This is a genomic window from Mesorhizobium sp. B2-8-1, assembly GCF_006440955.1.
In the GTDB taxonomy this organism is placed as follows: Bacteria; Pseudomonadota; Alphaproteobacteria; order Rhizobiales; family Rhizobiaceae; genus Mesorhizobium.
The window spans coordinates 13,972-35,584 of sequence record NZ_VFTX01000005.1; the positions used below are offsets into that span (position 1 = coordinate 13,972).

At 63.9% G+C, this 21,613-nt stretch carries 20 protein-coding genes and 1 pseudogene; 13 read left to right on the top strand and 8 right to left on the bottom strand.

The features are described 5' to 3' along the window. The first annotated feature begins 295 nt into the window (after positions 1–295). Positions 296–715, top strand: coding sequence for a GFA family protein (locus FJ428_RS14550; protein ID WP_140515267.1), 420 nt, complete (start codon positions 296–298; stop codon positions 713–715). Positions 716–792: 77 nt separating this feature from the next. Beyond that, a complete protein-coding gene (locus tag FJ428_RS14555) occupies positions 793–1,152 on the top strand; it encodes a diacylglycerol kinase (RefSeq protein WP_140515268.1) in 360 nt (119 codons plus the stop codon). A 22-nt stretch (positions 1,153–1,174) separates the two neighbouring features. On the opposite strand, the gene FJ428_RS14560 is transcribed toward FJ428_RS14555, so the two are convergent. Continuing rightward, positions 1,175–1,762 carry a DedA family protein gene (locus tag FJ428_RS14560; RefSeq protein WP_140498949.1) on the bottom strand — a complete coding sequence of 196 codons (588 nt, stop codon included), beginning with the start codon at positions 1,760–1,762 and terminating at the stop codon, positions 1,175–1,177. After that, positions 1,759–2,319 carry a DUF1003 domain-containing protein gene (locus tag FJ428_RS14565; RefSeq protein WP_140498947.1) on the bottom strand — a complete coding sequence of 187 codons (561 nt, stop codon included), beginning with the start codon at positions 2,317–2,319 and terminating at the stop codon, positions 1,759–1,761. Before FJ428_RS14565 ends, FJ428_RS14560 begins: the two co-directional genes overlap by 4 nt. An 87-nt stretch (positions 2,320–2,406) precedes the next feature. Here FJ428_RS14565 and FJ428_RS14570 point away from each other — a divergent pair, with 87 nt between their 5' ends. The 3 genes from FJ428_RS14570 (at position 2,407) to FJ428_RS14580 (ending at position 5,328) form a co-directional block, all read left to right on the top strand. After that, positions 2,407–3,123: a DNA-3-methyladenine glycosylase I gene (locus tag FJ428_RS14570; RefSeq protein ID WP_140525391.1), complete on the top strand. Its 717-nt coding sequence runs from the start codon at positions 2,407–2,409 to the stop codon at positions 3,121–3,123. A 62-nt stretch (positions 3,124–3,185) separates the two neighbouring features. After that, the gene (locus tag FJ428_RS14575; protein ID WP_140525390.1) at positions 3,186–4,862 is read left to right on the top strand and encodes an NAD+ synthase; all 1,677 of its coding nucleotides are present in this window, start codon (positions 3,186–3,188) and stop codon (positions 4,860–4,862) included. Between the two features lie 49 nt (positions 4,863–4,911). Beyond that, the gene (locus tag FJ428_RS14580; RefSeq protein ID WP_140879625.1) at positions 4,912–5,328 is read left to right on the top strand and encodes a GNAT family N-acetyltransferase; all 417 of its coding nucleotides are present in this window, start codon (positions 4,912–4,914) and stop codon (positions 5,326–5,328) included. Positions 5,329–5,672: 344 nt separating this feature from the next. Here the strand turns inward: FJ428_RS14580 and FJ428_RS30650 are convergent, their stop codons facing one another. After that, positions 5,673–5,825, bottom strand: a complete 153-nt coding sequence (locus FJ428_RS30650; protein ID WP_224518946.1) for a hypothetical protein — start codon at positions 5,823–5,825, stop codon at positions 5,673–5,675. Here FJ428_RS30650 and FJ428_RS14585 point away from each other — a divergent pair. Both FJ428_RS14585 and gltX read left to right on the top strand, forming a co-directional pair. Then, complete coding sequence (locus tag FJ428_RS14585; protein ID WP_224518947.1) at positions 5,824–7,527, top strand: ABC transporter ATP-binding protein; 1,704 nt, start codon at positions 5,824–5,826, stop codon at positions 7,525–7,527. The two genes, FJ428_RS30650 and FJ428_RS14585, sit on opposite strands and share 2 nt — an antisense overlap. 199 nt (positions 7,528–7,726) lie before the next feature. Next, positions 7,727–9,100, top strand: a complete 1,374-nt coding sequence (gltX, locus tag FJ428_RS14590) for a glutamate--tRNA ligase (protein ID WP_140584338.1) — start codon at positions 7,727–7,729, stop codon at positions 9,098–9,100. Here gltX and FJ428_RS14595 read toward each other — a convergent pair. From FJ428_RS14595 to FJ428_RS14605, 3 genes are all read right to left on the bottom strand, one after another. After that, on the bottom strand, positions 9,018–10,214 hold the full coding sequence (locus FJ428_RS14595; protein WP_140686304.1) for a DUF2865 domain-containing protein: 1,197 nt from the start codon (positions 10,212–10,214) through the stop codon (positions 9,018–9,020). The two genes, gltX and FJ428_RS14595, sit on opposite strands and share 83 nt — an antisense overlap. 77 nt (positions 10,215–10,291) lie before the next feature. Continuing rightward, complete coding sequence (locus tag FJ428_RS14600) at positions 10,292–12,616, bottom strand: NADP-dependent malic enzyme (RefSeq protein WP_140498933.1); 2,325 nt, start codon at positions 12,614–12,616, stop codon at positions 10,292–10,294. Between the two features lie 161 nt (positions 12,617–12,777). Beyond that, a complete protein-coding gene (locus FJ428_RS14605) occupies positions 12,778–13,557 on the bottom strand; it encodes an SDR family oxidoreductase (RefSeq protein ID WP_140879626.1) in 780 nt (259 codons plus the stop codon). 117 nt (positions 13,558–13,674) lie between these two features. Here FJ428_RS14605 and FJ428_RS14610 point away from each other — a divergent pair, with 117 nt between their 5' ends. Both FJ428_RS14610 and FJ428_RS14615 read left to right on the top strand, forming a co-directional pair. After that, positions 13,675–14,490, top strand: a complete 816-nt coding sequence (locus tag FJ428_RS14610) for a UDP-2,3-diacylglucosamine diphosphatase (protein ID WP_140515274.1) — start codon at positions 13,675–13,677, stop codon at positions 14,488–14,490. Between the two features lie 129 nt (positions 14,491–14,619). Beyond that, positions 14,620–15,834, top strand: coding sequence for an MFS transporter (locus FJ428_RS14615; protein WP_140564475.1), 1,215 nt, complete (start codon positions 14,620–14,622; stop codon positions 15,832–15,834). Here the strand turns inward: FJ428_RS14615 and dgcA are convergent. Further along, on the bottom strand, positions 15,805–16,788 hold the full coding sequence (gene dgcA, locus FJ428_RS14620; RefSeq protein WP_140557799.1) for an N-acetyl-D-Glu racemase DgcA: 984 nt from the start codon (positions 16,786–16,788) through the stop codon (positions 15,805–15,807). The two genes, FJ428_RS14615 and dgcA, sit on opposite strands and share 30 nt — an antisense overlap. Before the next feature lie 77 nt (positions 16,789–16,865). Between dgcA and FJ428_RS14625 the strand changes: the two genes are divergently transcribed. The 4 genes from FJ428_RS14625 (at position 16,866) to FJ428_RS14640 (ending at position 20,955) form a co-directional block, all read left to right on the top strand. Next, complete coding sequence (locus FJ428_RS14625; protein ID WP_140515277.1) at positions 16,866–18,053, top strand: ABC transporter permease; 1,188 nt, start codon at positions 16,866–16,868, stop codon at positions 18,051–18,053. 1 nt (position 18,054) lies between these two features. Then, positions 18,055–18,873, top strand: coding sequence for an ABC transporter ATP-binding protein (locus FJ428_RS14630; protein ID WP_140879627.1), 819 nt, complete (start codon positions 18,055–18,057; stop codon positions 18,871–18,873). 14 nt (positions 18,874–18,887) lie between these two features. Beyond that, positions 18,888–20,261 (top strand): MlaD family protein, encoded by a 1,374-nt coding sequence (locus tag FJ428_RS14635; protein WP_140498920.1) that lies wholly within the window; start codon positions 18,888–18,890, stop codon positions 20,259–20,261. Between the two features lie 94 nt (positions 20,262–20,355). Next, the gene (locus FJ428_RS14640; protein WP_224518948.1) at positions 20,356–20,955 is read left to right on the top strand and encodes an ABC-type transport auxiliary lipoprotein family protein; all 600 of its coding nucleotides are present in this window, start codon (positions 20,356–20,358) and stop codon (positions 20,953–20,955) included. 32 nt (positions 20,956–20,987) lie between these two features. On the opposite strand, the pseudogene FJ428_RS14645 reads toward FJ428_RS14640, so the two are convergent. Beyond that, positions 20,988–21,594 (bottom strand): annotated as a pseudogene (locus tag FJ428_RS14645) (3'-5' exonuclease). Positions 21,595–21,613 lie beyond the last annotated feature (19 nt).

The window sequence follows — 21,613 nt, forward strand, 5'->3', positions numbered from 1 at the left end:
CGACATTCGCAGGCATCCAATGTCGCCGACCTGGGGAACGCTGGCCATTCCAGTCCATCTTGCGAAGAAGGCGCGTCCCCACTCACGACTTTCGCTTGCGAGGATCATAGATGCAGCAGCGCTAAAGTTTCCTTAATCCGCTGAATCCGGCCTGTTTTTCGCTGATTCCGGCTGGACAGGCCTTCATCCGTGAACAAACAATTCCCGAGCGTGCCAAATGCATGTCGCATTTTCTTGCGCGCAGCCATCGAAAAGCTGGGATCCTGTCAGCAGCGATTTCTTTTGGGATGGTGCGATGAGTGAAAATCATACGGGATCGTGTCTATGCGGAGCGGTTCGCTTCAGGACGCGAGGGCCGTTGCGCGGCGTCATCTATTGCCATTGCTCGCAATGTCGCAAGCAGAGTGGACATTTCTATGCCGCAACCAATGTCCCGGACGCCAATATCGATATCGACGGCGCCGACAACATCACCTGGTATGAGGCGTCCGCCTTCGCCGGGCGCGGTTTTTGCAAGACATGCGGATCGCTGCTTTTCTGGAAACCGCGGGACAACGCCTATGTTTCGGTTCTGGCGGGATCGTTCGATGAACCGACAGGCCTCGAGGGCCAATGCCACATATTCGTGGGTGACAAGGGCGATTATTATTCGATCGACGACGCGCTGCCTCAATTCGAGAAGTCGACCCCATCGGTGAAGGTCGCCGACGAATGAATTTTGGGCGAGCCAGCTTATTCCATTGATCGGGCCATTGCTTTATCCCGTGCCGGTGATTCGCAAAGGGGTTTGGCATGCAGCGGCTGATCGACGCTTATTTCAACTCGCTGCGGGCGTTCCGCAAGCTGGCCGCAACTGAAAAAGCTTTCCAGCAGGAGCTGGCGCTGCTCGCCCTTGCCCTTCCGCTCGGCTGGTTCGTTTCGGTGTCGTGGCGCGGCTACGCGCTGCTGATCGGCGCGGTGCTGCTCCTGATCATGGTCGAGGTGCTGAACACCGGCATCGAAGCGGCCTGCGATGCCTTTAGCCGCGAATTCAATGTCGACATCCAGCTGGCCAAGGACTGCGGTTCGCTGGCGGTACTGATCTCCGTGGCGATCGTCGCCGGCGTCTGGGGCATCGCGATCATCGAGCGTATCGTCGGGCTGCCGATCTGAGCTTTCGACCGCCGGCCGGCGGTCAGTTTTCCCTGGCGCGTTCCTTTCGGGCGAAATGGCGGGCGATGAGCCAGGCGAGTACGGCCACGGCCAGGCCGATAGCCAGGCCCACCAATATCCGCTCATGGCGAAGCAGCGCCTGGCCGATGAAATGCTCGGCGCCCAACCCGAAGACATAGCCGATGGTGCTGAACAGCACCGCCCAGACCGCCGAGGAAATGGCGTTCAAGACGATGAAGCGGGGTGCTGCGATGTTCGACAGGCCGGCCGCGATGCCACCGACCAGGCGCATGCCATAGACGTAGCGGTTCGACAGCACGAAGATGTTGGGATGGGTGTTGAGCAGACGATAGGCGCGGCGGAAGCCGGGCCGCTTGCGCAACCCGACGACATAGCGATGGTCCGCGAAACTTCTCCCCAGGATGAAGAAGCAGGTGTCGCCGGCGAAGGCCCCAAGCGCTGCCACGACGACAGTCTGCCAGAGGACGAAGATATGCTGATGGGCGAAGAAGCCGCCGAGTATGGCGGCACTCTCGCCCTCGGCGACACAGCCCAGAAAAACGGCGATCAGCCCGTATTGTTCGATGAAATGATGGATCGCGTCGCTCATGACGGCGATTGCTGCGACAGCCTCTCGTCGATCCGCTTGACCAGTTCGGTCAGCCGCACGATCTCGTCGCGCATGCCGATGATCTGGCCGTGGCGCATTTCGTCCAGCTTTTCATGCAGCGCCATGATCTCGATCTCGGCCTTCAGATTGACCTCGTAGTCGTGGGCGGCATCGATGCGGTCGCGCTCGGTCTGGCGGTTCTGCGCCATCATGATCACCGGCGCCTGCAGCGCCGCGACCATGGACAGGACGAGATTGAGGAAGATGAACGGGTAGGGATCGAAGGCGTCGCGCGCCAGAAGCCAGGCATTGGCTGATGTCCAGACGATCAGGAAGGCAATGAAGCCAAGGATGAACGACCAGGAACCGCCGATGCGGGCGATGCTATCGGCAAGGCGGTCGCCAAAGGTCTGGTGGAAGGCGACGGCCTTGTTGGTGTCCCTCGAGATCGTGGTGCGCTCGAGCGTCGACTGCAGCACCCGGTTCTCCAGGGCACTGAGACCGTCCGGCTTTCGTCTCAGCCAGCGGTTCGCCAGATCGTCGATCGTCTTGTTCATGGCCGTCTCCAAGGGCTTGGCTGGCGATAGAGGTAGAGGCTGCCGGCCCGCGCGGGAAGTGCTAGATTGAGGGAACCGGAGGGACTTATGGTCGACTTCAAGAAAATTCGCGCTCGCGCCGCAAAGCGCAAGGGCGGCGAGGAGGAACTGGTCTCGCTGCTCGGGCCGATTCCCGACAACGCCGCCGTGGCCGACATCGGCGATGACCGTATCCTGTCGACGATGGCCGAGCGCGTCTTCGCCGCCGGTTTCGTCTGGCGCGTCATCGAGCAGAAATGGCCCGGATTCGAAGAGGCGTTCCTGCGCTTCGAGCCGAAGCGGTTGCTGTTCCAGCCTGACGATTTCTGGCATGAACTGGCATCCGACCAGCGCATCGTGCGCAATCCGCAGAAGATCAAATCCGTTCGCGACAACGCTGCCTTCGTCGAGCGCGTGTCAAAAGAGCATGGCGGCTTCGGCACATTCCTCGCCGAGTGGCCCGCCGACGACCAGGTCGGGCTGATGGCTTATCTCGGCAAGCATGGGAGCCGGCTCGGCGGCAATACCGGCCAGTATTTCCTGCGCTGGCTGGGTTGGGACGCCTTCGTCATTTCGGCAGACATGGCGGCCGCCCTTCGCGATGCCGGGCTCGATATCGCCGAAAGCCCGACGTCGAAGAAGGATCTCGACAAGATCCAGGCCCAGGTCAACCGTTGGGTTGCGGATACCGGCCTGCCGCGCCGGCACATTTCGCGCATCCTGGCGATGTCGATCGGGGAGAACCATTCGCCGCAGGCGCTGCGCGACTATATGGGCAACGACTGATGTCGAAATTGGCCCAAGCAAACGCCATTGCGGGGCGAATTTTGCCGCGCTAAGTCAGCAGCATGACCAAGAAGCCCGACATACTGCGCATCGCCGTTGCCCAGCTCAATCCGACAGTCGGCGACGTTGCCGGCAATCTCGCCAAGGCCCGCGAGGCGAGGGCGGATGCCGCGCGTCAAGGCGCCGATCTCGTGCTCTACACCGAGCTTTTCCTCGCCGGCTATCCGCCTGAGGATCTGGTGCTGAAGCCGGCCTTCCTGAAGGCCTGCGAGCGGGCCGCGCAGGAGATTGCCGCCGACACCGCCGATGGCGGTCCCGGCGTCATCATCGGCACGCCGCTGAAGCGCAAGACCGGCACCCACAACTCGATCGTCTTCGCCGATGGCGGCAAGATCATCACCGAGCGCTATAAGGTCGATCTGCCGAATTATGGCGAGTTCGACGAGAAGCGCGTCTTCCAGGCCGGACCGGAGATCCAGGGGCCCGTCAATTTCCGCGGCGTGCGTCTGGGAATCCCGATCTGCGAGGACATCTGGGGCGACATCGGCGTCTGCGAGACGCTGGCCGAGAGCGGCGCGGAAATCCTGCTGGTGCCGAACGGCTCGCCCTATTACCGCGCCAAGATCGATGTGCGCCACCAGGTCGTCATCCGCCAGGTTATCGAATGCGGGCTGCCGATGATCTATGCAAACCAGCTCGGCGGCCAGGACGAGCTGATCTTCGACGGCGCGTCGTTTGCCATAGGTGCCGACAAGCGGCTTGCTTTCCAGATGAGCCAGTTCGAGGAGGCGGTCGACATCACCACCTGGAGGAGACAAGGCGAAAACTGGGTCTGTTCGGAAGGACCGATGTCGAAGATCCCCGAACGGGAGGAGGCCGACTACCGCGCCTGCATGCTGGGCTTGCGCGACTACGTCAACAAGAACGGTTTCAAGAACGTCGTGCTCGGCCTGTCGGGCGGCATCGATTCGGCCATCTGCGCGGCCCTTGCCGTCGATGCGCTGGGCGAGGAGCGGCTGCGCGCGGTGATGATGCCTTACCGCTATACGTCGAAGGATTCGCTCAAGGACGCCGAGGACTGTGCCCGCGCACTCGGCTGCCGCTATGACATCGTGCCGATCTTCGAGCCGGTCGAAGGTTTCCTTCATGCGCTGACGCAGCTTTTCGAAGGCACCAAGGAAGGCATCACCGAGGAGAACTTGCAGAGCCGCGCGCGCGGCACCATCCTGATGGCGATTTCCAACAAATTCGGCTCGATGGTGGTTACGACAGGGAATAAGAGCGAGATGTCGGTCGGCTATGCCACGCTCTATGGCGACATGAATGGGGGCTTCAATCCGATCAAGGACCTGTACAAGATGCAGGTCTATGCACTGTCGCGCTGGCGCAACAGCCATGTGCCGCCGGGCGCGCTCGGACCGTCGGGCGAGGTGATCCCGAAGAACATCATCGACAAGGCGCCGTCGGCGGAACTGCGCGAGAACCAGACCGATCAGGATTCGCTGCCGCCCTATCCGGTGCTGGACGACATCCTCGAATGCCTGGTCGAGAACGAGATGGGCGTCGACGACATCGTCGCGCGCGGCCATGACCGGGCGACGGTGACGCGCATCGAGCACCTGCTCTACGTCGCCGAATACAAGCGCCGGCAGGCGGCGCCCGGCGTGAAGATCACCAGGAAGAATTTCGGCCGCGACCGTCGCTATCCCATCACCAACCGGTTCAGGGATCGCGGCTAGACACCGCACCGACCGAAAATTCGCGTCATGCCGCAGGCGAGGGGTAGCGATGCCCGAGTGTGAAATCAGCTTCGACCTGTCACGGATCGACTTCAGGGCGACATCCGACCTGTTGATGGCAAGCTATTGGGGCGGCGGGCGCAGTGACGAGACCCACCGCCGCGCCTTCGCGAATTCGCTCTGCGTCGGCGCTTATGTCGAAGGCAAACAGGTCGGCTTCGGCCGGGCGATCACCGACCGCATGGTGTTCGCCTATCTGGCCGATATCATCGTCTGGCCGCAGCATCGCGGGCAGGGCATCGGCTCGCGGCTGGTACGGGCGCTGATCGACCATCCCGAGCTCGGTAGCGTTTCGCACTGGAGCCTGTCGACCAACGACGCGCATGGGGTTTATGAAAGACTGGGCTTCAAGCCGTCGACCGATGGCCGGTATATGCGCCTCGATCGCGCACCGCCTGCCGGATGAGCGGCGTCCGTGACGGTAGGTTCAACCCGCGACTGTTGCAAAATCGCCTCATCGGCTGGACCAGATGCCGTTTTTGGTGACCGCCAGCCTTGGCGATGCGATGCGGCATCTCTATAAGGACCTCTCCGCGATTCCCTTTAGGGAGGACCGAATGCCAGGATTTGACATCGTTATGCGAGGCCGCGAAGCCTAGGTCCCGACCGGCGCGCCGCAGGGTTTTCACCCTCGGAACGGAGCCGGATCGAGAACAGGCCTTTGCCGATGCCGGTCGCCGCCTTCGGGCAAGTGGCCATTCATAACCGAACCTCCGCATTCCCGGGCATTGAGCCCCTTGCGCGGTTTTTTCAATTTTCGACCTTACCGGGATCGGGCTTTTTGCGCCCGAATGACATCATGGCTCGTTTTCGAATCGATTTGCGCGCAAGCGCCTTTCGCAGCGTTCTTGGCTTTACTTTCACCCACTGGCGGCGCCAGCCCTGGCGGCTTTCGCTGATCATGGCTGGTTTCCTGCTGTCGACGCTGGCCGATGTGCTGACGCCGCTCTATTCCGGCCGGCTGGTCGATGCCGTCGCCAGCAGCGCCGGCGCCGACGAGATCGCCTGGAATGCCGCGATGACCGCGTTTTCCATGCTGATGGCGTTGGCGCTGGCGGGTGTCGTCCTGCGCAATTTGGCCTTCATGGGGATCGTCGAACTGACGCTGAAGATGATGGCCGACATCGCCGCCGCCGCCTTCCACCGTGTCCAGCGCTTTTCCACCGACTGGCACGCCAACAGCTTCGCCGGATCGACCGTGCGCAAGGTGACGCGCGGCATGTGGGCGTTGGACCTGCTCAACGACACGATCCTGATCGCGCTGCTGCCGTCGATCGTCATGCTCGTCGGCTCGACGCTGCTGCTGGGCTGGTTCTGGCCGCTGATGGGAGCGGTTGTCGCCGCCGGCTCGGTGCTGTTCATCGCTGTCACGGCGATGCTGTCGCTTGGTTATGTCGCGCCGGCGGCCAGGCTCGCCAACACCTGGGACACGCGCCTTGGCGGCTCGCTGGCCGACGCGGTGAGCTGCAACGCCGTGGTCAAGGGGTTTGGCGCCGAGGAGCGCGAGGAGAACCGGCTTGCGAAGGTCGTCGCCAAATGGCGTGCCCGCACGCGGCGCACCTGGGTGCGCGGCACCATCAACGGTACCACGCAAGGGGTGCTGCTGCTGGTGATGAGAGCGGCGGTCATCGGCCTGGCGCTGATGCTGTGGTCGTGGGGGCAGGCAACGGCCGGCGACGTCGCCTTCGTGCTGACTTCTTTCTTCGTCCTGCAAGGCTATCTCAGGGATATCGGAACGCATATCCGCAACCTGCAGCGCTCGATCAACGACATGGAGGAACTGGTCGATTTCCAGTCCGAACCGCTCGGCATCGAGGATCGGCCCGGCGCCGGACCGATCCGCATCACGCAAGGGGGCATCGCCTTCGACGACGTCACCTTCCATTATGGCAGTCACCGTTCGCCGCTCTATCGCGATTTCTCGGTCGATATCGCGCCGGGCGAGCGGGTCGGGCTGGTCGGCCATTCCGGGTCGGGCAAGACGACTTTCGTCAAGCTGATCCAGAGGCTCTATGACGTGAACGCCGGCCGGATCCTGATCGACGGCCAGGACATTTCGGAGGTGACGCAGGCGTCGCTGCGCGCGCAGATCGCCATCGTGCAGCAGGAGCCGATCCTGTTCCACCGCTCGCTGGCCGAAAACATCGCCTATGCCCGGCCTGGCGCCACGCAGGCCGAGATCGAGCACGCCGCGAAGCTGGCGAGCGCGCACGACTTCATCGCCAACCTGCCGAAGGGCTACGGCACGCTCGTCGGCGAGCGCGGCGTGAAGCTGTCGGGCGGCGAGCGCCAGCGCGTGGCGATCGCGCGCGCGTTCCTCGCCGATGCGCGCATCCTGATCCTGGACGAGGCGACGTCGAGCCTCGATTCAGAATCGGAGGTGCTGATCCAGCAGGCGATGGAGCGGCTGATGGTCGGCCGCACCACGCTGGTCATCGCGCACCGGCTTTCGACGGTGCGGGCGCTCGACAGGCTGTTGGTCTTCGATCGCGGCAAGATCGCCGAGGAAGGCTCGCATGACGCGCTGATCCGGCTGCCGGGCGGCATCTACCGCCGCCTGTTCGAGCGCCAGGCGCTCGAATTGACCAAGGGACTTGTCACCTGATCGGGGATGGCCTCCGGCTCTGGCCCGGAGGCCATCCCATCAGGCGCCGGCGGCCTGACGGGCGGGCGGCGCGGGACATGCGATTGCTGGCGGAGCCGCGTTCGCCAAGTCTTTTCATTGCTTGCGCCATGTTCTATGTCTGCGACACGGCACGGGGGCGCGTCTTGTCAATCACAAAAGCATCCGGTACGCCCCGCTCATGACAGTTACCGTTCGTTTCGCCCCTTCGCCGACAGGCCGCATCCATATCGGCAATGCGCGCACCGCCCTGTTCAACTGGCTGTTCGCCATGAACCATAAGGGGCGCTTCATCCAGCGCTTCGACGACACCGATGTCGCGCGCTCGAAGCAGGAATTTTCCGACGCCATCCTTTACGACCTGCATTGGCTTGGCATCTTTCCCGACACCACCGAATACCAGTCGCGTCGCTTCGAGATCTATGACGCGGCGGTCGAGCGGCTGAAGGCGGCGGGCGTTCTCTATGCCTGCTATGAAACGCCGGAGGAGCTCGACCTCAGGCGCAAGGTGCGCCGTACGCGCGGCCTGCCGCCGGTCTATGGCCGCGAGGCGCTGACGCTGACGTCGGAACAGATCGCCGAATATCAGGCCGATGGCCGCCGGCCGCACTGGCGCTTCCTGCTGCCCAATTTCACCGGCGATCCGCAGCAGCCGGAGCGCACCGAAATCCATTGGAACGACCTGGTGCGCGGGCAGGAAACCGTCGATCTCGCCTCGCTGTCGGACCCGGTGCTGGTGCGCGAGGACGGCACCTATCTCTATACGCTGCCATCCGTCGTCGACGATATCGAGATGGGCGTCAGCCATGTCATCCGCGGCGACGACCACGTCACCAACACCGGCGTGCAGATCGCGCTGTTCCGGGCGCTGGGTGCCGAGCCGCCGGAATTCGGCCACCACAATCTGCTGACCACCGTTTCGGGCGAGGGGCTGTCGAAGCGCACCGGCGCACTCTCCATCGAAAGCCTGCGCGAGGACGGCATCGAGCCGATGGCGGTCGCATCGCTGGCCGTGCTCGTCGGCACGTCGGAGAATGTCGCCGCCGCGCACGACCTGACCGAACTCGCCAGCCGTTTCGACCCGGCGGCGACCTCGAAGTCGGCGGCAAAGTTCGACCCGGACGAGCTTTTCGTGCTCAACCGGACGCTGCTGCACCAAATGCCGTTCTCCGAAGCGCAGAATCGGCTGGTGGTGCTCGGCATATCGGGCGAGCAGGCGGAACCGTTCTGGCTGGCTGTGCGCGGCAATCTCGACAGGCTGGCCGATGCTGTCGGCTGGTGGCGCATCCTGCGCGAAGGGCCGCAGGAGAAGCCGGAATTTTCCGACGCCGATCGAGATTTTCTTCACCAGGCCATCGATCTGCTGCCCGAGGAGCCTTGGAACGGGACCGTCTGGAAGGACTGGACGGCCAAGATCAGGGAAGCGACCGGCCGCAAGGGCAAGGCGCTGTTCATGCCGCTGAGGCTCGCCCTTACCGGACTGACTTCGGGACCGGAGCTTGCAGATCTATTGCCGCTGATGGGTCGGGAAGGAACGTTGGCCCGACGACCCTGACCTTCCGCTGTTCCGGCGGCAACACCGAGACCGGCGATGTGACCGGTTTGACCGCAAGCCGCTTGATGGCGTCGCGGTCCAGCCCGCCCGCGGCGTTTGCCAGCGTCTCGGGATCGGCACCTGGATCGGGTTTGGAGGCAGGCACCGGAATGAACGGGGCGCCCTCCGTTTGCGGCCGCGACTGTTGCTGGCTTGGCGGATTGCCGCCGATGATCTGGAAGTTCTGCGCGGCGTTGCAGCCGCAGGCCGGCGGCCGCGACAGGTTGGGCTGCTTGTAAAGATAGGCCGTCGGCAGTTCGCTGTAGGGTCGGCCGGTGACCGACGATGTCATGTCGGCTGAATCGTCGCCCATGCCGCGCGAATAGAAGACCTGGATCTCGGTGCCGGGACAGCTCGATTCGCAGTTCTTCTGGTCGCGCTCGAAATCGCCGACCGAGGCGGCATTCGACATCGGGAAGAAGTAGCCGTCGCAGGTGCGCACGCAGGTGGTACGGAACTCGCCGCCGACGCCCGGAAAATCCGGTATGCCGGACCGGCCCGGCACGCGGCGGATATTGCGCTCCTCGTCGGGATCGTCAGATTGGTCGAGCGTATCGAGCCGGCGCGTGTCGCCGCCGAACAGCTGGTCGAACAGATTGCCGTTGCCTTGTTCCCGTTTCGCTTCGCGCAAGAGTTCGCGGCGGGGCGCCACCGCGTCCTCGCGGCAGCCATTGGTGTCGAGCGCGGCCAGGATGCGTGCGCGATCGCGCCGCGAACCGCCGCCGGCGAGGCGGGCGCGCTTGGCCTGCAAGCTATCGAGATTGGCGTTCATGCGCTCGATGGTGGCGTTGAACCCAGCGCATTGGCTGACATTGCGGCTGAATAGAGAGAAGCCGCAGCCGGCGCTGCTGGACTGGCCGCGCACCTTTGAAATCTGCTCGCGTTGCCGGTCGATCGCGGCGTCATATTTCCGGATCAGGGCCGGGCCGCCACTGCCGCGCGAGGTCGCGGCAAGATCGGTCTCGAGCTGGCGGCAGACACGCGAGGCGGCCTGCGGCTCGGAGACGGCGGCGCCCGAAAGCAGCAGGCCAAGCAGCACGGCAAGATGCGCCTGCTTCCACCCTTTGCCCATCATCCGCCGAAACCCGCCTGATTGTTCCGCCGTACGCTACGTGCTCGTGGTTAAACGGCAGTTTACCCCCGAATCGGCGTTCAGCCCAGATCGACGACAGCCTGCGCCTTGTGGGCGGCCTCGACCACCGCAAGCGCTGTCATGTTGACGACGCCGCGCGAGGTCACCGAGGGCGTCAGGATATGCGCCGGCTTGTCGGTGCCGAGCAGGATCGGGCCGACATGCAGGGCATCCATCATGGTCCTGAGCGCGGTCAGCGTGATGTTGGCGGAATCGAGGTTAGGGAATACCAGGAGATTGGCTTCGCCCTTCAGACGCGAATGCGGATAGACGCGCTGGCGCAGATGTTCCGACAGCGCGGAATCGGCATGCATCTCGCCGTCGCATTGCAGCTCGGGCGCGATGCGCGCCAGGATCGCCGCCGCCTGCCGCATCTTGAGCGCACTCGGCGAATCGCGCGAGCCGAAATCCGAATGCGACAGCAGCGCCGCCTTGGGCTCGATGCCGAAGCGCTGGATCTCCTCGGCCGCCAGCACGGTCATTTCGGCGATCTCGTCGGCGGTGGGGTCGACAGAAACATGGGTGTCGGTCAGGAAGATGATGCCGCGTTGCGAGATCAGCATGGACAGCGTCGACAGATCCCGGTCCTTGATGCCGGTTCGTGGCCCGATGATCAGCGTGACGTTGCGCAGGTGCCGCTCGAAACGCCCTTCGAGGCCGCAGACCATGGCGTCGGCGTCGCCGCGCTTCAATGCGAGGGCCGCGATCACCGTGTTGTCGGTGCGCACCATGGTGCGCGCGGCCTCCGTCGTCACGCCGCGCCGGCCGGCCAGCTCGATCAGGAGGTCGACGTAATGGCGGTAGCGCGGATCGTCCTCCGGGTTGATCAGGCCGAAGTCGACGCCGGGCTTGATGCGCAGTCCGTAGCGCTTCAATCGCACCTCGATGACGTGCGGACGGCCGATCAGGATCGGCTCGGCGATGCCTTCCTCCAAAACCACCTGCGCGGCGCGCAGCACGCGCTCGTCCTCGCCGTCGGCATAGATGACGCGCTTGGCGCTCGACGCCTTGGCCGACGAGAACACCGGCTTCATCACCAGGCCGGAGCGGAAGACGAAGCGGTTGAGCTTGTCGATATAGGCGGAGAAGTCGCTGATCGGCCTTGTCGCGACACCGGTGTCGCAGGCCGCCTTGGCGACGGCCGGGGCGATGCGCAGGATGAGCCGCGGATCGAAGGGCGAGGGGATCAGGAATTCGGGTCCGAACACCGGCGTCTCGCCGGAATAGGCGCGCGCGGCGACATCCGAAGGTTCTTCGCGGGCAAGGGCGGCGATGGCCCGCACCGCGGCCATCTTCATCTCCTCATTGATGGCGCTGGCGCCACAGTCCAGCGCGCCGCGGAAGATGTAAGGAAAACACAGTACGTTGTTGACCTGATTTGGAAAATCGGACCGGCCCGTGCAGATCATCGCGTCGGGGCGCGCCGCCCGCGCCACTTCCGGCATGATTTCCGGATTGGGATTGGCCAGCGCCAGGATCAATGGCTTCGGCGCCATGTGCTGGAGCAATTCCGGCTTCAGCACGCCGGCGGCCGAAAGCCCGAGGAACACGTCTGCGCCCGATATGACGTCGGCCAGCGTGCGCGCCTCCGTGTCCTTCACATAAGGGTCTTTCCAGCGGTCCATCTCATCCGTGCGCCCCTTATAGGCGACGCCGAAACGGTCGGTGACCCAGATGTTCTCGACCTTGGCGCCGAGCGAGACCAGCAGGTTGAGGCAGGCCAATGCCGCCGCACCCGCGCCCGAAGTGACGATCTTGATGTCGGCAATGGTTTTGCCGGCGAATTCCAGGCCGTTGAGCACTGCGGCGGCGACGATGATGGCGGTGCCGTGCTGGTCGTCATGGAAAACCGGTATGCCCATCCGGGCCTTCAGTCGCTCTTCGACCTCGAAGCATTCCGGCGCCTTGATGTCCTCGAGGTTGATGCCGCCGAATGTCGGTTCCAGCGCCGCCACCGTTTCGACCATGCGCTCGATCTCGGGCGCGTCGATCTCGATGTCGAAGACGTCGATGCCGGCGAATTTCTTGAACAGGACCGCCTTGCCTTCCATGACCGGCTTGGAAGCGAGCGGGCCGATATTGCCCAGGCCGAGCACGGCCGAGCCGTTGGAAACGACGCCGACCAGATTGGCGCGCGCCGTGTAGTCGGCCGCGGTCGCCGGATCGTCGCGGATTTCGAGGCAAGGGGCCGCCACGCCGGGCGAATAGGCGAGCGCCAGGTCGCGCTGGTTGCCAAGCGGCTTGGTGGCCTGGATTTCGAGCTTGCCCGGCGTCGGGTGCTTGTGGAAGTAGAGCGCGGCTTCGTCGAGGTCCGAACGTGCCGTTTTCTTGCTCTCGCCGTTCATTCCGGGCCTCCCTGCGATCCTGCGTGCCGCCTTCTTAGCATGCGGCCGAGATTTTTCGCGACGCCAAATGACGCAATCGCCATTCACATCGACGAAGCCGGGATAAGCGATCTATTTCAACGGTTTGAGCGGAATTTCTTCGGCGCCGGCGCTACCGGGTCTCAGAAGGCGCTGACATAGAGGCCGCCGTCCACCGGTATGTTCTGGCCGGTCAGGTAGCCGGCATGGACCGAGCACAGGAAGGCACAGATCTGGCCGAACTCCTCCGGCGTGCCGAGCCGCTTGGCCGGCACGTCGGCACTGATGCGCGCCTTGCGGGCGGCTGCCGCGGCCGGGTCTTCAACGCTGCCGGCCTCGTGCGGACCGCGCAGCCGGTCGGTATCCAGCTTGCCGGGCAGCAGGCTGTTGATGGTCACGTTGCGGTCGATCACCGTGCGCGCCACGCCGGCAAGAAAGGAGGTCAGGCCGGCGCGCGCGCCGGACGACAGATCAAGGCCGGGGATGGGGACATAGACCGATAGCGAAGTGATGTTGACGATGCGGCCAAAACCGCGCACGGCCATGCCGTCGATCACCGCCTGCACCAGCTCGATCGGCGTCACCATGTTCTGGGTCACGCCTTCGAGCATCTTGGCACGATCGAGCTCGCGGAAATCGCGCAGCGGCGGGCCGCCATTATTGTTGACCAGTATGTCGGGTTCGGGGCAAGCGGCGAGAAGCGCCTTCTGCACCTCGGGCTTCGATACATCGCCGACGACTTCCGTGACGGTCACGCCGTAACGCTCGCGCAGCTCCGCAGCGGTTTTGGCCACCAGCTCGGCGTTGCGCCCGTTGACGACGACGTCGCAACCAGCCTCGGCCAGCGCCATGGCGCAGCCTTTTCCGAGCCCCTTGCTCGAAGCGCAGACGATGGCCTTCTTTCCGCGGATGCCGAGATCCATGACGATTTCTCCTGTGATTCGCCGGCAGGCTAGCTCTTGGGCTGGACCAATCGCAACCGTCATACGGTTGTTGCATGAATCGGGGCATAGGCTCGCGAAAGCAACGGTGAATTCGCGATGTCCGGCCAAGAGCCCCGCACGTTCCGCAGCATGTTCATCTCCGACGTCCATCTCGGGTCGAAGGCGGCAAAGGCCGATTTCCTGATCGATTTCCTTAGACATCACGATGCCGACATCATTTATCTCGTCGGCGATATCGTCGATGGGTGGCGCCTGAGACGCAGCTGGCACTGGCCGCAGAGCCACAATGACGTCGTGCAGAAATTGCTGCGCAAGGCGCGCAAGGGCGCCACCATCACCTACATCGCCGGCAACCACGACGAATTCGCCCGCCAGTTCCAGGGCGTGCATTTCGGCGGCATCGTCGTCGCCGACCGCGCCATTCACGAAACCGCCGACGGCAGGCGGCTGCTCGTTATTCATGGCGACCAGTTCGACACGGTCGTGCACAATCAGCGCTGGCTCGCCTATCTCGGCGACCACGCCTACGACGCCGCCATGCAGGTCAACCGTGTGATCACCCGGCTGCGCCAGCTGCTCGGCCTGCCTTACTGGTCGTTTTCGTCCTGGGCCAAGGTCAAGGTCAAGAAGGCGGTGAACTTCATCGGCTCGTTCCAGATGGTGCTCAGCGACGAGGCGCGGCGCTCGCATGTCGACGGCGTCATATGCGGCCATATCCATCATGCCGCGATCGAAAGCTATGGCGACGTCCAGTACATCAACACCGGCGACTGGGTGGAAAGCTGCACGGCGGTGGTCGAACATTTCGACGGCCGGATGGAAATCCTGACCTGGGCGCATGTCTTGCCCGACGCGCCGGACGAACCCTTCATCCCGATGCTGATCGAGGACCGGGTGGTGCAGGCCGCCTGACTGCGGGTGCCAGGCACAGATTCCGGTGTTAATCGATTAGGCCAATCGGTTTCGTCCGGTTTTTCCTCATGTTAAGGGTCAATCCACACTGCTCGCCGTTCGTGGACGGCGGCGTTATTGGATCGATTCATGCCGCTGCCGCCGCTTTCACCCGAACAGCTCGTCAAGCCTCGCCATTTCGAACTGCGCATGAGCCTGATCTTCGCGACATTGTTCGTGTCGCAGGGCACGCATCTGCCCTATTTCCCGCTGTGGCTGCAGGCGAAAGGTTTTCACGCCGAGCAGATCGCCGTCATCCTGGCGGCTCCGATGTTCCTGCGCGTCGTGACGACGCCGCTGCTCACCGCGCTCGCGGACCGGGCGAGGGACCGCGCCGACGTCTATATCGCGCTCGTCGCGGCATCGATGATCATTTCCGCCGGCTATTTTCTGCCGGCCTCCTACGCCGTCGTGCTTGCGGTGTCGCTGGCGCTGACGATCGTATGGACGCCGCATTCGCCGATGGCCGATTCGCTCGCGCTTTCGGGCGTGCGCCGCTTCGGCTCCAACTACACCAGCATGCGCAAGTGGGGTTCGATCTCGTATCTCTGCGCCAACGTGGCCGGTGGTTTCATCCTGACCGCGGCAGGGGCGCAAGCCGTCCCGGCGATCATTTTCGCGGCACTGGGTGCCGCGCTCTTTGCCGCGCTGCTTGCGCCGCGTCTTGGCCGGCCGCGCCTTGCCTCACCGCTTTCGGCCGCGGAGATCCAGCACTCGGCACCAAGTCTCTTCAATGCCTATTTCGTCTATTTCACCCTGGGTGTCGGCATCCTCACCGCCAGCCACGCCTTCCTTTACGGCTTCGTGTCGATCTACTGGAAGTCGATCGGCATCGGCGACACCGTCGTCGGGCTTCTGTGGGCGTGGGGCGTGGTGGCCGAAGTCTGCATGTTCGTGTTTTTCAACCGCATATTCGCCTCCGTGTCGGTCGTCAGGGTGATGGTGATTGCCGGCATCGGCGCGGTCGTGCGCTGGATCGCCTTTCCGCTGATCTGGCCGCTTGGCCTCGGCGTCGCCGGGTTTTTCGGCGTCCAGACCCTGCATTCGGTGTCGGTGGCCATGGTGCTGATCGGCCTGCAGAAAATGATCGGCGAAACGGTCTCGGAAGAGCGCACCGGTGCCGCACAGGGCATCGCCTATTTCTTCAACGGCTTCTTCATGGCCGCCGTGACGCTCGCCTCCGGCCCGCTCTACGACCGTTTCGGGGTCGACGGCTTCCTGGCCATGATCCCGATCGCGATCATCGGCCTGGTGCTGGTCGGACTCGCGGCGCGCTCAGCCCCAAAGCGCCGGATCGGGCGGTGAAACCAAGGATCCCTCATAGGCGAGGCCGGGCACACGATCCCGCGCAAGTAGCAGCGGTCCGTCGAGGTCTACGAAATCGGCGTCCTGGGCGAGCAGCACCGCCGGCGCCATCGCCAGCGACGTGCCGACCATGCAGCCGACCATGACGCCGAAACCCAGTTCGCGGGCGCGGTCGCGCAGCACGAGCGCCGCCGTCAGCCCGCCCGACTTGTCGAGCTTGATGTTGACGGCATCGTAGAGACCGGCGAGCGCGGCCAGATCCCCCGCCTCATGCACGCTCTCGTCCGCGCAGATCGGCACCGGATGCGCGATGTGGCGCAGGATGCCGTCATGGCCCGCCGGCAGCGGCTGTTCGATAAGTGCGATGCCTTGCTCGGCGGCAAAGGCGAGGTTCGCGGCGATGGTGTCGTCGTTCCAGCCCTCGTTGGCGTCGAGGATGATGCGGCTGTCGGGCGCGGCCTGCCGGACGGCGCGGATGCGCGCAATGTCGTTGTCGCCGCCGATCTTGACCTTGAGCAGCGGGCGCGCCGCGTTGGCACGGGCCTGCGCCGCCATCGCCTCGGGTTCGCCCAGCGACAGCGTGTAGGCCGTCTCGAGCTGATGCAAAGGAGCCGGCCAGACCGCGTCAGCCACCGCCTTGCCGCCGATTTTGGCTTCCAGGTCCCACAAGGCGCAATCGATGGCGTTGCGCGCCGCGCCCGCCGGCATGGCGCCGAGCAGGGCTGTCCGGTCCATGCCAGCAGAGATTTGCCCGCGCATGGCCTCTATCGCGGCGCGAACCCCATCCATGGTCTCGCCATAGCGTTTGTACGGCACGCATTCGCCACGGCCCGTGTAATCGCCTTCGCTGATCGTGCAGGTGATCACTTCGGCTTCGGTCTTCGAACCACGCGAAATGGTGAAGGTGCCGGCGATCGGAAAACGCTCGGCCTCGACCGAAATGACACGCGCCATAATTTTCTGCTCCGGCTGTGCGAGAAGGGTCGTCGGCAAATCGACAAGGCCGGACCCGTCAGGCTAAACAGGACGCCATGTTGACCATCGGCAAGCGCGACGCAAGCGGCAAGACCGCCTCGGAGGCTGACCACGAACCGCGCGTGTCGGTCGGTGAGGAAGCAGGCGTTCTCGGGTGCGCCTTCTCGGGAATCTGGACGACGCGCACCGTGGCCGCGGTCGACGCAGAGATGCGCAAAATCGAGAAACGGAGCGGTTTCAAGACTTTGGCGCTCGATCTTTCGCACATCGAGAAGATCGACACCGCCGGCGCGTGGCTGATCGACCGCCTGGTCAGCGCTTTCGAGAAGAAGGGCGTCGAGGTCAGGCTGCAGGGCCAAAGCGACGTTGCCTCGATCCTGCTCGGCGCGGTCGGCGACGCGGTGCGGCGCGAGCCCGAATCGGGGCCGGTCGGACCGCCCAACATCGTCATTCGCGCGCTGGAGGCGGTTGGCCGCCGCGTCTACGAAATGCGCGACGATTTTCTCGCCTCGATGAACATACTGGGCGCCACGATCCGTGGCGCGCAGATGAAGCTCGGCCGCGGCCATGCCGTCAATCCGGCGGCGATCTTCAACCAGATCGACCGCATGGGCGTCGGAGCCATTCCGGTGGTGGTGCTGATGTCGGCGATCGTCGGCGCCATCGTTGCCCAGCAGGGCGCCTACCAGCTCAGCTATTTCGGCGCCGACATCTTCGTCGTCGACCTCGTCGGCGTGCTGATCCTGCGCGAACTCGGCGTGCTGATGACGGCAATCATGATCGCCGGCCGCTCGGGCAGCGCCATCACCGCCGAAATTGGCTCGATGAAGATGCGCGAGGAAGTGGATGCGCTGAAGGTCATCGGGCTCAACCCCATCGGCGTGCTGGTCTTTCCGCGCCTGGTTGCGCTGGTGATCGCCCTGCCTTGCCTGACCATCATCGCCAATTTTGCCGCACTCGGTGGCGGTATCCTCGCGGCTTGGCTCTATTCCGACATCGCACCCGCCGCCTTCATCGACCGGCTGCGCGTTGCCATCGACCTCAGCACCATTTTCGCCGGCCTGATCAAGGCGCCGTTCATGGCCATGATCATCGGCACCATCGCCTCGGTCGAGGGCATGAAGGTCGGCGGTAGCGCCGAATCGCTTGGTCAGCACGTGACCGCCTCGGTGGTGAAATCGATCTTCGTCGTCATCATCCTCGACGGGCTTTTCGCCATGTTCTATGCAGCGATCGAGTTCTGAAATGGCGATGGGAAACGGCATCGAGACCATCGCCAAGGAGGGCGCGGATGACAGCGAGGTCGTGCTTTCGGCGCATGACATCACCGTTTCCTTCGGCGACAACCTGATCCTCGACAAACTGTCGCTCGATATCTGGCGCGGCGAGATCCTCGGTTTCGTCGGCGCTTCGGGCGCCGGCAAATCAGTTCTGCTGCGCACCATCCTTGGTTTGACGCGCAAGCAGTCCGGCACGATCAAGCTGTTCGGCGTGGATATCGAAAAGGCCGACGATGCCGAACGGCTGCGCATCGACATGCGCCTTGGGGTGCTGTTCCAGCACGGCGCGCTGTTCTCGGCGCTGACGGTGCTGGAAAACGTCCAGGTGCCGATGCGCGAATATCTCGACCTGCCGCGCAAGCTGATGGACGAACTGGCGATGCTCAAGGTCGAACTGGTCGGGCTGCCGCCGGACGCGGCGCAGAAATTCCCGTCCGAGCTGTCGGGCGGCATGATCAAGCGCGCGGCACTGGCTCGCGCGCTGGCGCTCGATCCCGACATCGTCTTCCTCGACGAGCCGACCTCGGGCCTCGATCCGATCAGCGCGGCGGAATTCGACGAGCTGGTGGTCAAGCTGCGCGATACGATGGACCTGACCGTCTACATGGTGACCCACGATCTCGACACGCTTTTCACCGCCTGCGACCGCGTCGCCGTGCTCGGCAAGAAGAAAGTGCTGGTCGAAGGCACCATAGACGACATGCTGAAGAGTGAAGAACCGTGGGTAAAATCGTATTTCCGCGGAAAACGAGCCCGGCAACTTGATCTTGCCGCGCGCGCATAGCCATAAGTGAAGCAATGGAAACCAGAGCCAACTACGTTATTGTCGGCATCTTCACGCTGGTGGCGATCCTGGCGGCGTTCGGCTTCGTCTATTGGACGGCGGCGATCGGCGACAAAGGCGAGACCACATTGTTGCGCGTGCGCATCCCTGGCTCGGCTTCCGGACTTGGCCGCGGCAGCTTCGTGCTGTTCAACGGCGTCAAGGTCGGCGACGTCAGGCGCGTCTATATCGACGTCGACAATCCGACGGTCGCAATCGCCGACACCGAGATCGACCGCATGACGCCGATCACCAAATCGACGCAGGCCGATATCGGCCTGGCCGGACTGACCGGACAGGCCAATATCGAACTCAAAGGGGCCGACCCCAAGGAAGTAAAACTTCTCGACCAGGCCGAAAAGGAAGGCAAGGTCGCCGAGATCGTGGCCAACCCGTCGGCGGTGACCAATCTTTTGCAGACGGCGCAGAACATCTTCACGCGCGCCGACACGGTGCTGACGCAGCTGGAGGGGTTCACCAAGGATGTGCGCGGGCCGCTGACGCAGACCGTGCAGAATGTGCAGACGTTCTCCGACGCGCTGGCCAGGAATTCCGACGGCGTCGACAAGTTCCTGTCCGCGGTCAGCGCGCTGTCCGATGAGCTGAAGGGCGTCTCGGGCAAGCTCGACGGCACGCTGAAGGCGGCCGAAGGGCTGCTCAATGCGGTCGACAAGGACAAGATCAAGAGCATCGTCGCCAATGTCGATACGGTGACCGGCAACCTCAAGGAAACGTCCAAACAGCTCGATGGCGTGATCAGGAATGTCGATACGGCCGTGGGATCGGTCAATGATTTCGCCAAGCAGACGCAAGGTACGCTGGCCAAGGTCGACGGCGTGCTCGACGGCATCGATCCGGCGCAAGTGCGCACGGCTCTGGCCAACATCCAGAAGGCAAGCGAAAGCGCCGACAAGGCGGCCTCGGACATCGCCAAGGTGACCGGCAAATTCGCGAACAGGGCGGACGACATAGACGAGACGATCAAGGATGCGAGGCAGCTCGCGCAGCGGCTCAACGACGCCTCGGTGCGCGTCGACGGCATCCTGGCCAAGGTCGACAAGCTGCTCGGCTCGGGCCAGGCGGACGGCGTGATGGCGGACGCCAGGGACACGCTGAGGTCGTTCAAGCAGGTTGCCGATACGCTGAATTCGCGGCTTGGCGTCATCACAGACAATATAGCCCGGTTTTCCGGCCAGGGCCTTTCGAATGTCGAGGCGCTGGTTCAGGACAGCCGCCGTTCGATCAGCCGCATCGAGGAGGCGGTTACCGACCTCAGCCGCAATCCGCAGCGCATCCTGTCGGGCGGCGAGGGCGAGGTTCGGCAGTATGATGGCAGGGCGCGGCGTTGACTTCGGTCTCGGCTCGCCCCAGAAACAGTGTCTGCATCCGCGGGTTGTTTTTACAATCCAGGGATAGTGAGGCCGGGGACAGCAGGGATCGCGCGTGAAGTCGACGATTGTGTTCAGATCGGGCGTGGCCTTGCTTGCCTTGACCCTTGCCGGTTGTGCCGCGCTGCCGGGCGGCGGGCCTGCGCCGCTTGACACGTTCGAACTGTCGGCGCCGTCGGTCGAGGCGCATGGCCACAGCCGTCGCCAGATCCTGATCGCCCAGCCGTCCGCGCTCAAGGCGCTGGACAGCCAGAACATCGTCATAAAGCCGTCCCCACGCTCGATCCAGTACCTCAAGGGCGCGCAATGGGCGGACCGGCTGCCGCTGATCGTGCAGGCACGCCTGGCCGAGACGTTCCAGCGCTCGGGCAGCTTCGCCGGCGTGGGCAAGCCGGGCGAGGGGCTGGCGATCGACTACCAGGTCATCGTCGAGATCCGTTCGTTCGAAGTCCGTGTCGACGGCGGCGATCATGCCGAGGTCGACCTGTTCGTGCGCATCCTCAACGACCGCAACGGCGAGGTGCGTGCGTCCAAGAGCTTTACGGCGACCGCGCCCGTCTCGGGCAGCGGCAACCAAGGCTATGTCGGCGCGCTCGATGCTGCCTTCGGCGACGCGGCCAAACAGATCGTGCGCTGGACCGATTCGGCGATCTAAGCGGCGAGCCCGGGCGGGCGCCAGCCACCAGGCTACAAGCGGTCGAAGGCGTCCGGCCGCAGCTTTCCAGTCTTCATCAGGTGCTGCAGGGTGTAGGTTAGGGACAGCGCGTCATCGAGCGCATCGTGTCCCTGCAATGGCGGGTGTTGAACGCCATAATAGTCGGCAAGCTTGTTGCTCGGCGTCCTTGCCAGGTCCTCGATCGGCATCCCGGCCGAGATCAGCAGCTTTACGGCATTGTCAAAACGGGCGGCCGGGATGGAAGCGGGGATGCCTGCAGCTGATGGCTATCATGTTCAGTTCGTCCTTGCCCCAGGACCAAAATCGCGCCCCATTGGAGAAACGATCGACGTCAACAAGGGCTTCTCCTAGCGCGACCCCCTCGATCTCCAGCTTTTCTTCTGTGATGCCAGTCAGTTCGGTGAAGAAAGGGTCGAGCGCGTATCTCCTGCCAAACCGGTCGATCGGTCTGACATAGGCCTTGTGCGTGCCCAGGACGGGAAAGTCGTCTTCGAGCCCAAGCCTGACCGCGCCGATCTGCGCGATGACCGGGTCGGGATCGTGGGCCGCGCACCAGAATCTGCGTTGCGAGCCCTCAAGGCAAAGAAACTCGCAGTCGAATATGATCGCCGACTTCACAAGTCAGAGATCCAGTTCC

Bases quoted from the DNA above. Each gene is read 5' to 3' on its own strand.
- dgcA (WP_140557799.1), bottom strand. From the start codon at position 16,788: ATGGCGCGTGTCATTTCGGTCGAGGCCGAGCGTTTTCCGATCGCCGGC.
- FJ428_RS14570 (WP_140525391.1), top strand. From the start codon at position 2,407: ATGGTCGACTTCAAGAAAATTCGCGCTCGCGCCGCAAAGCGCAAGGGC.
- FJ428_RS14630 (WP_140879627.1), top strand. From the start codon at position 18,055: ATGGCGATGGGAAACGGCATCGAGACCATCGCCAAGGAGGGCGCGGAT.
- FJ428_RS14605 (WP_140879626.1), bottom strand. From the start codon at position 13,557: ATGGATCTCGGCATCCGCGGAAAGAAGGCCATCGTCTGCGCTTCGAGC.
- FJ428_RS14585 (WP_224518947.1), top strand. From the start codon at position 5,824: ATGGCTGGTTTCCTGCTGTCGACGCTGGCCGATGTGCTGACGCCGCTC.
- FJ428_RS14580 (WP_140879625.1), top strand. From the start codon at position 4,912: ATGCCCGAGTGTGAAATCAGCTTCGACCTGTCACGGATCGACTTCAGG.
- FJ428_RS14625 (WP_140515277.1), top strand. From the start codon at position 16,866: ATGTTGACCATCGGCAAGCGCGACGCAAGCGGCAAGACCGCCTCGGAG.
- gltX (WP_140584338.1), top strand. From the start codon at position 7,727: ATGACAGTTACCGTTCGTTTCGCCCCTTCGCCGACAGGCCGCATCCAT.
- FJ428_RS14565 (WP_140498947.1), bottom strand. From the start codon at position 2,319: ATGAACAAGACGATCGACGATCTGGCGAACCGCTGGCTGAGACGAAAG.
- FJ428_RS14575 (WP_140525390.1), top strand. From the start codon at position 3,186: ATGACCAAGAAGCCCGACATACTGCGCATCGCCGTTGCCCAGCTCAAT.
- FJ428_RS30650 (WP_224518946.1), bottom strand. From the start codon at position 5,825: ATGATCAGCGAAAGCCGCCAGGGCTGGCGCCGCCAGTGGGTGAAAGTA.
- FJ428_RS14600 (WP_140498933.1), bottom strand. From the start codon at position 12,616: ATGAACGGCGAGAGCAAGAAAACGGCACGTTCGGACCTCGACGAAGCC.
- FJ428_RS14560 (WP_140498949.1), bottom strand. From the start codon at position 1,762: ATGAGCGACGCGATCCATCATTTCATCGAACAATACGGGCTGATCGCC.
- FJ428_RS14610 (WP_140515274.1), top strand. From the start codon at position 13,675: ATGTCCGGCCAAGAGCCCCGCACGTTCCGCAGCATGTTCATCTCCGAC.
- FJ428_RS14595 (WP_140686304.1), bottom strand. From the start codon at position 10,214: ATGATGGGCAAAGGGTGGAAGCAGGCGCATCTTGCCGTGCTGCTTGGC.
- FJ428_RS14550 (WP_140515267.1), top strand. From the start codon at position 296: ATGAGTGAAAATCATACGGGATCGTGTCTATGCGGAGCGGTTCGCTTC.
- FJ428_RS14555 (WP_140515268.1), top strand. From the start codon at position 793: ATGCAGCGGCTGATCGACGCTTATTTCAACTCGCTGCGGGCGTTCCGC.
- FJ428_RS14615 (WP_140564475.1), top strand. From the start codon at position 14,620: ATGCCGCTGCCGCCGCTTTCACCCGAACAGCTCGTCAAGCCTCGCCAT.
- FJ428_RS14635 (WP_140498920.1), top strand. From the start codon at position 18,888: ATGGAAACCAGAGCCAACTACGTTATTGTCGGCATCTTCACGCTGGTG.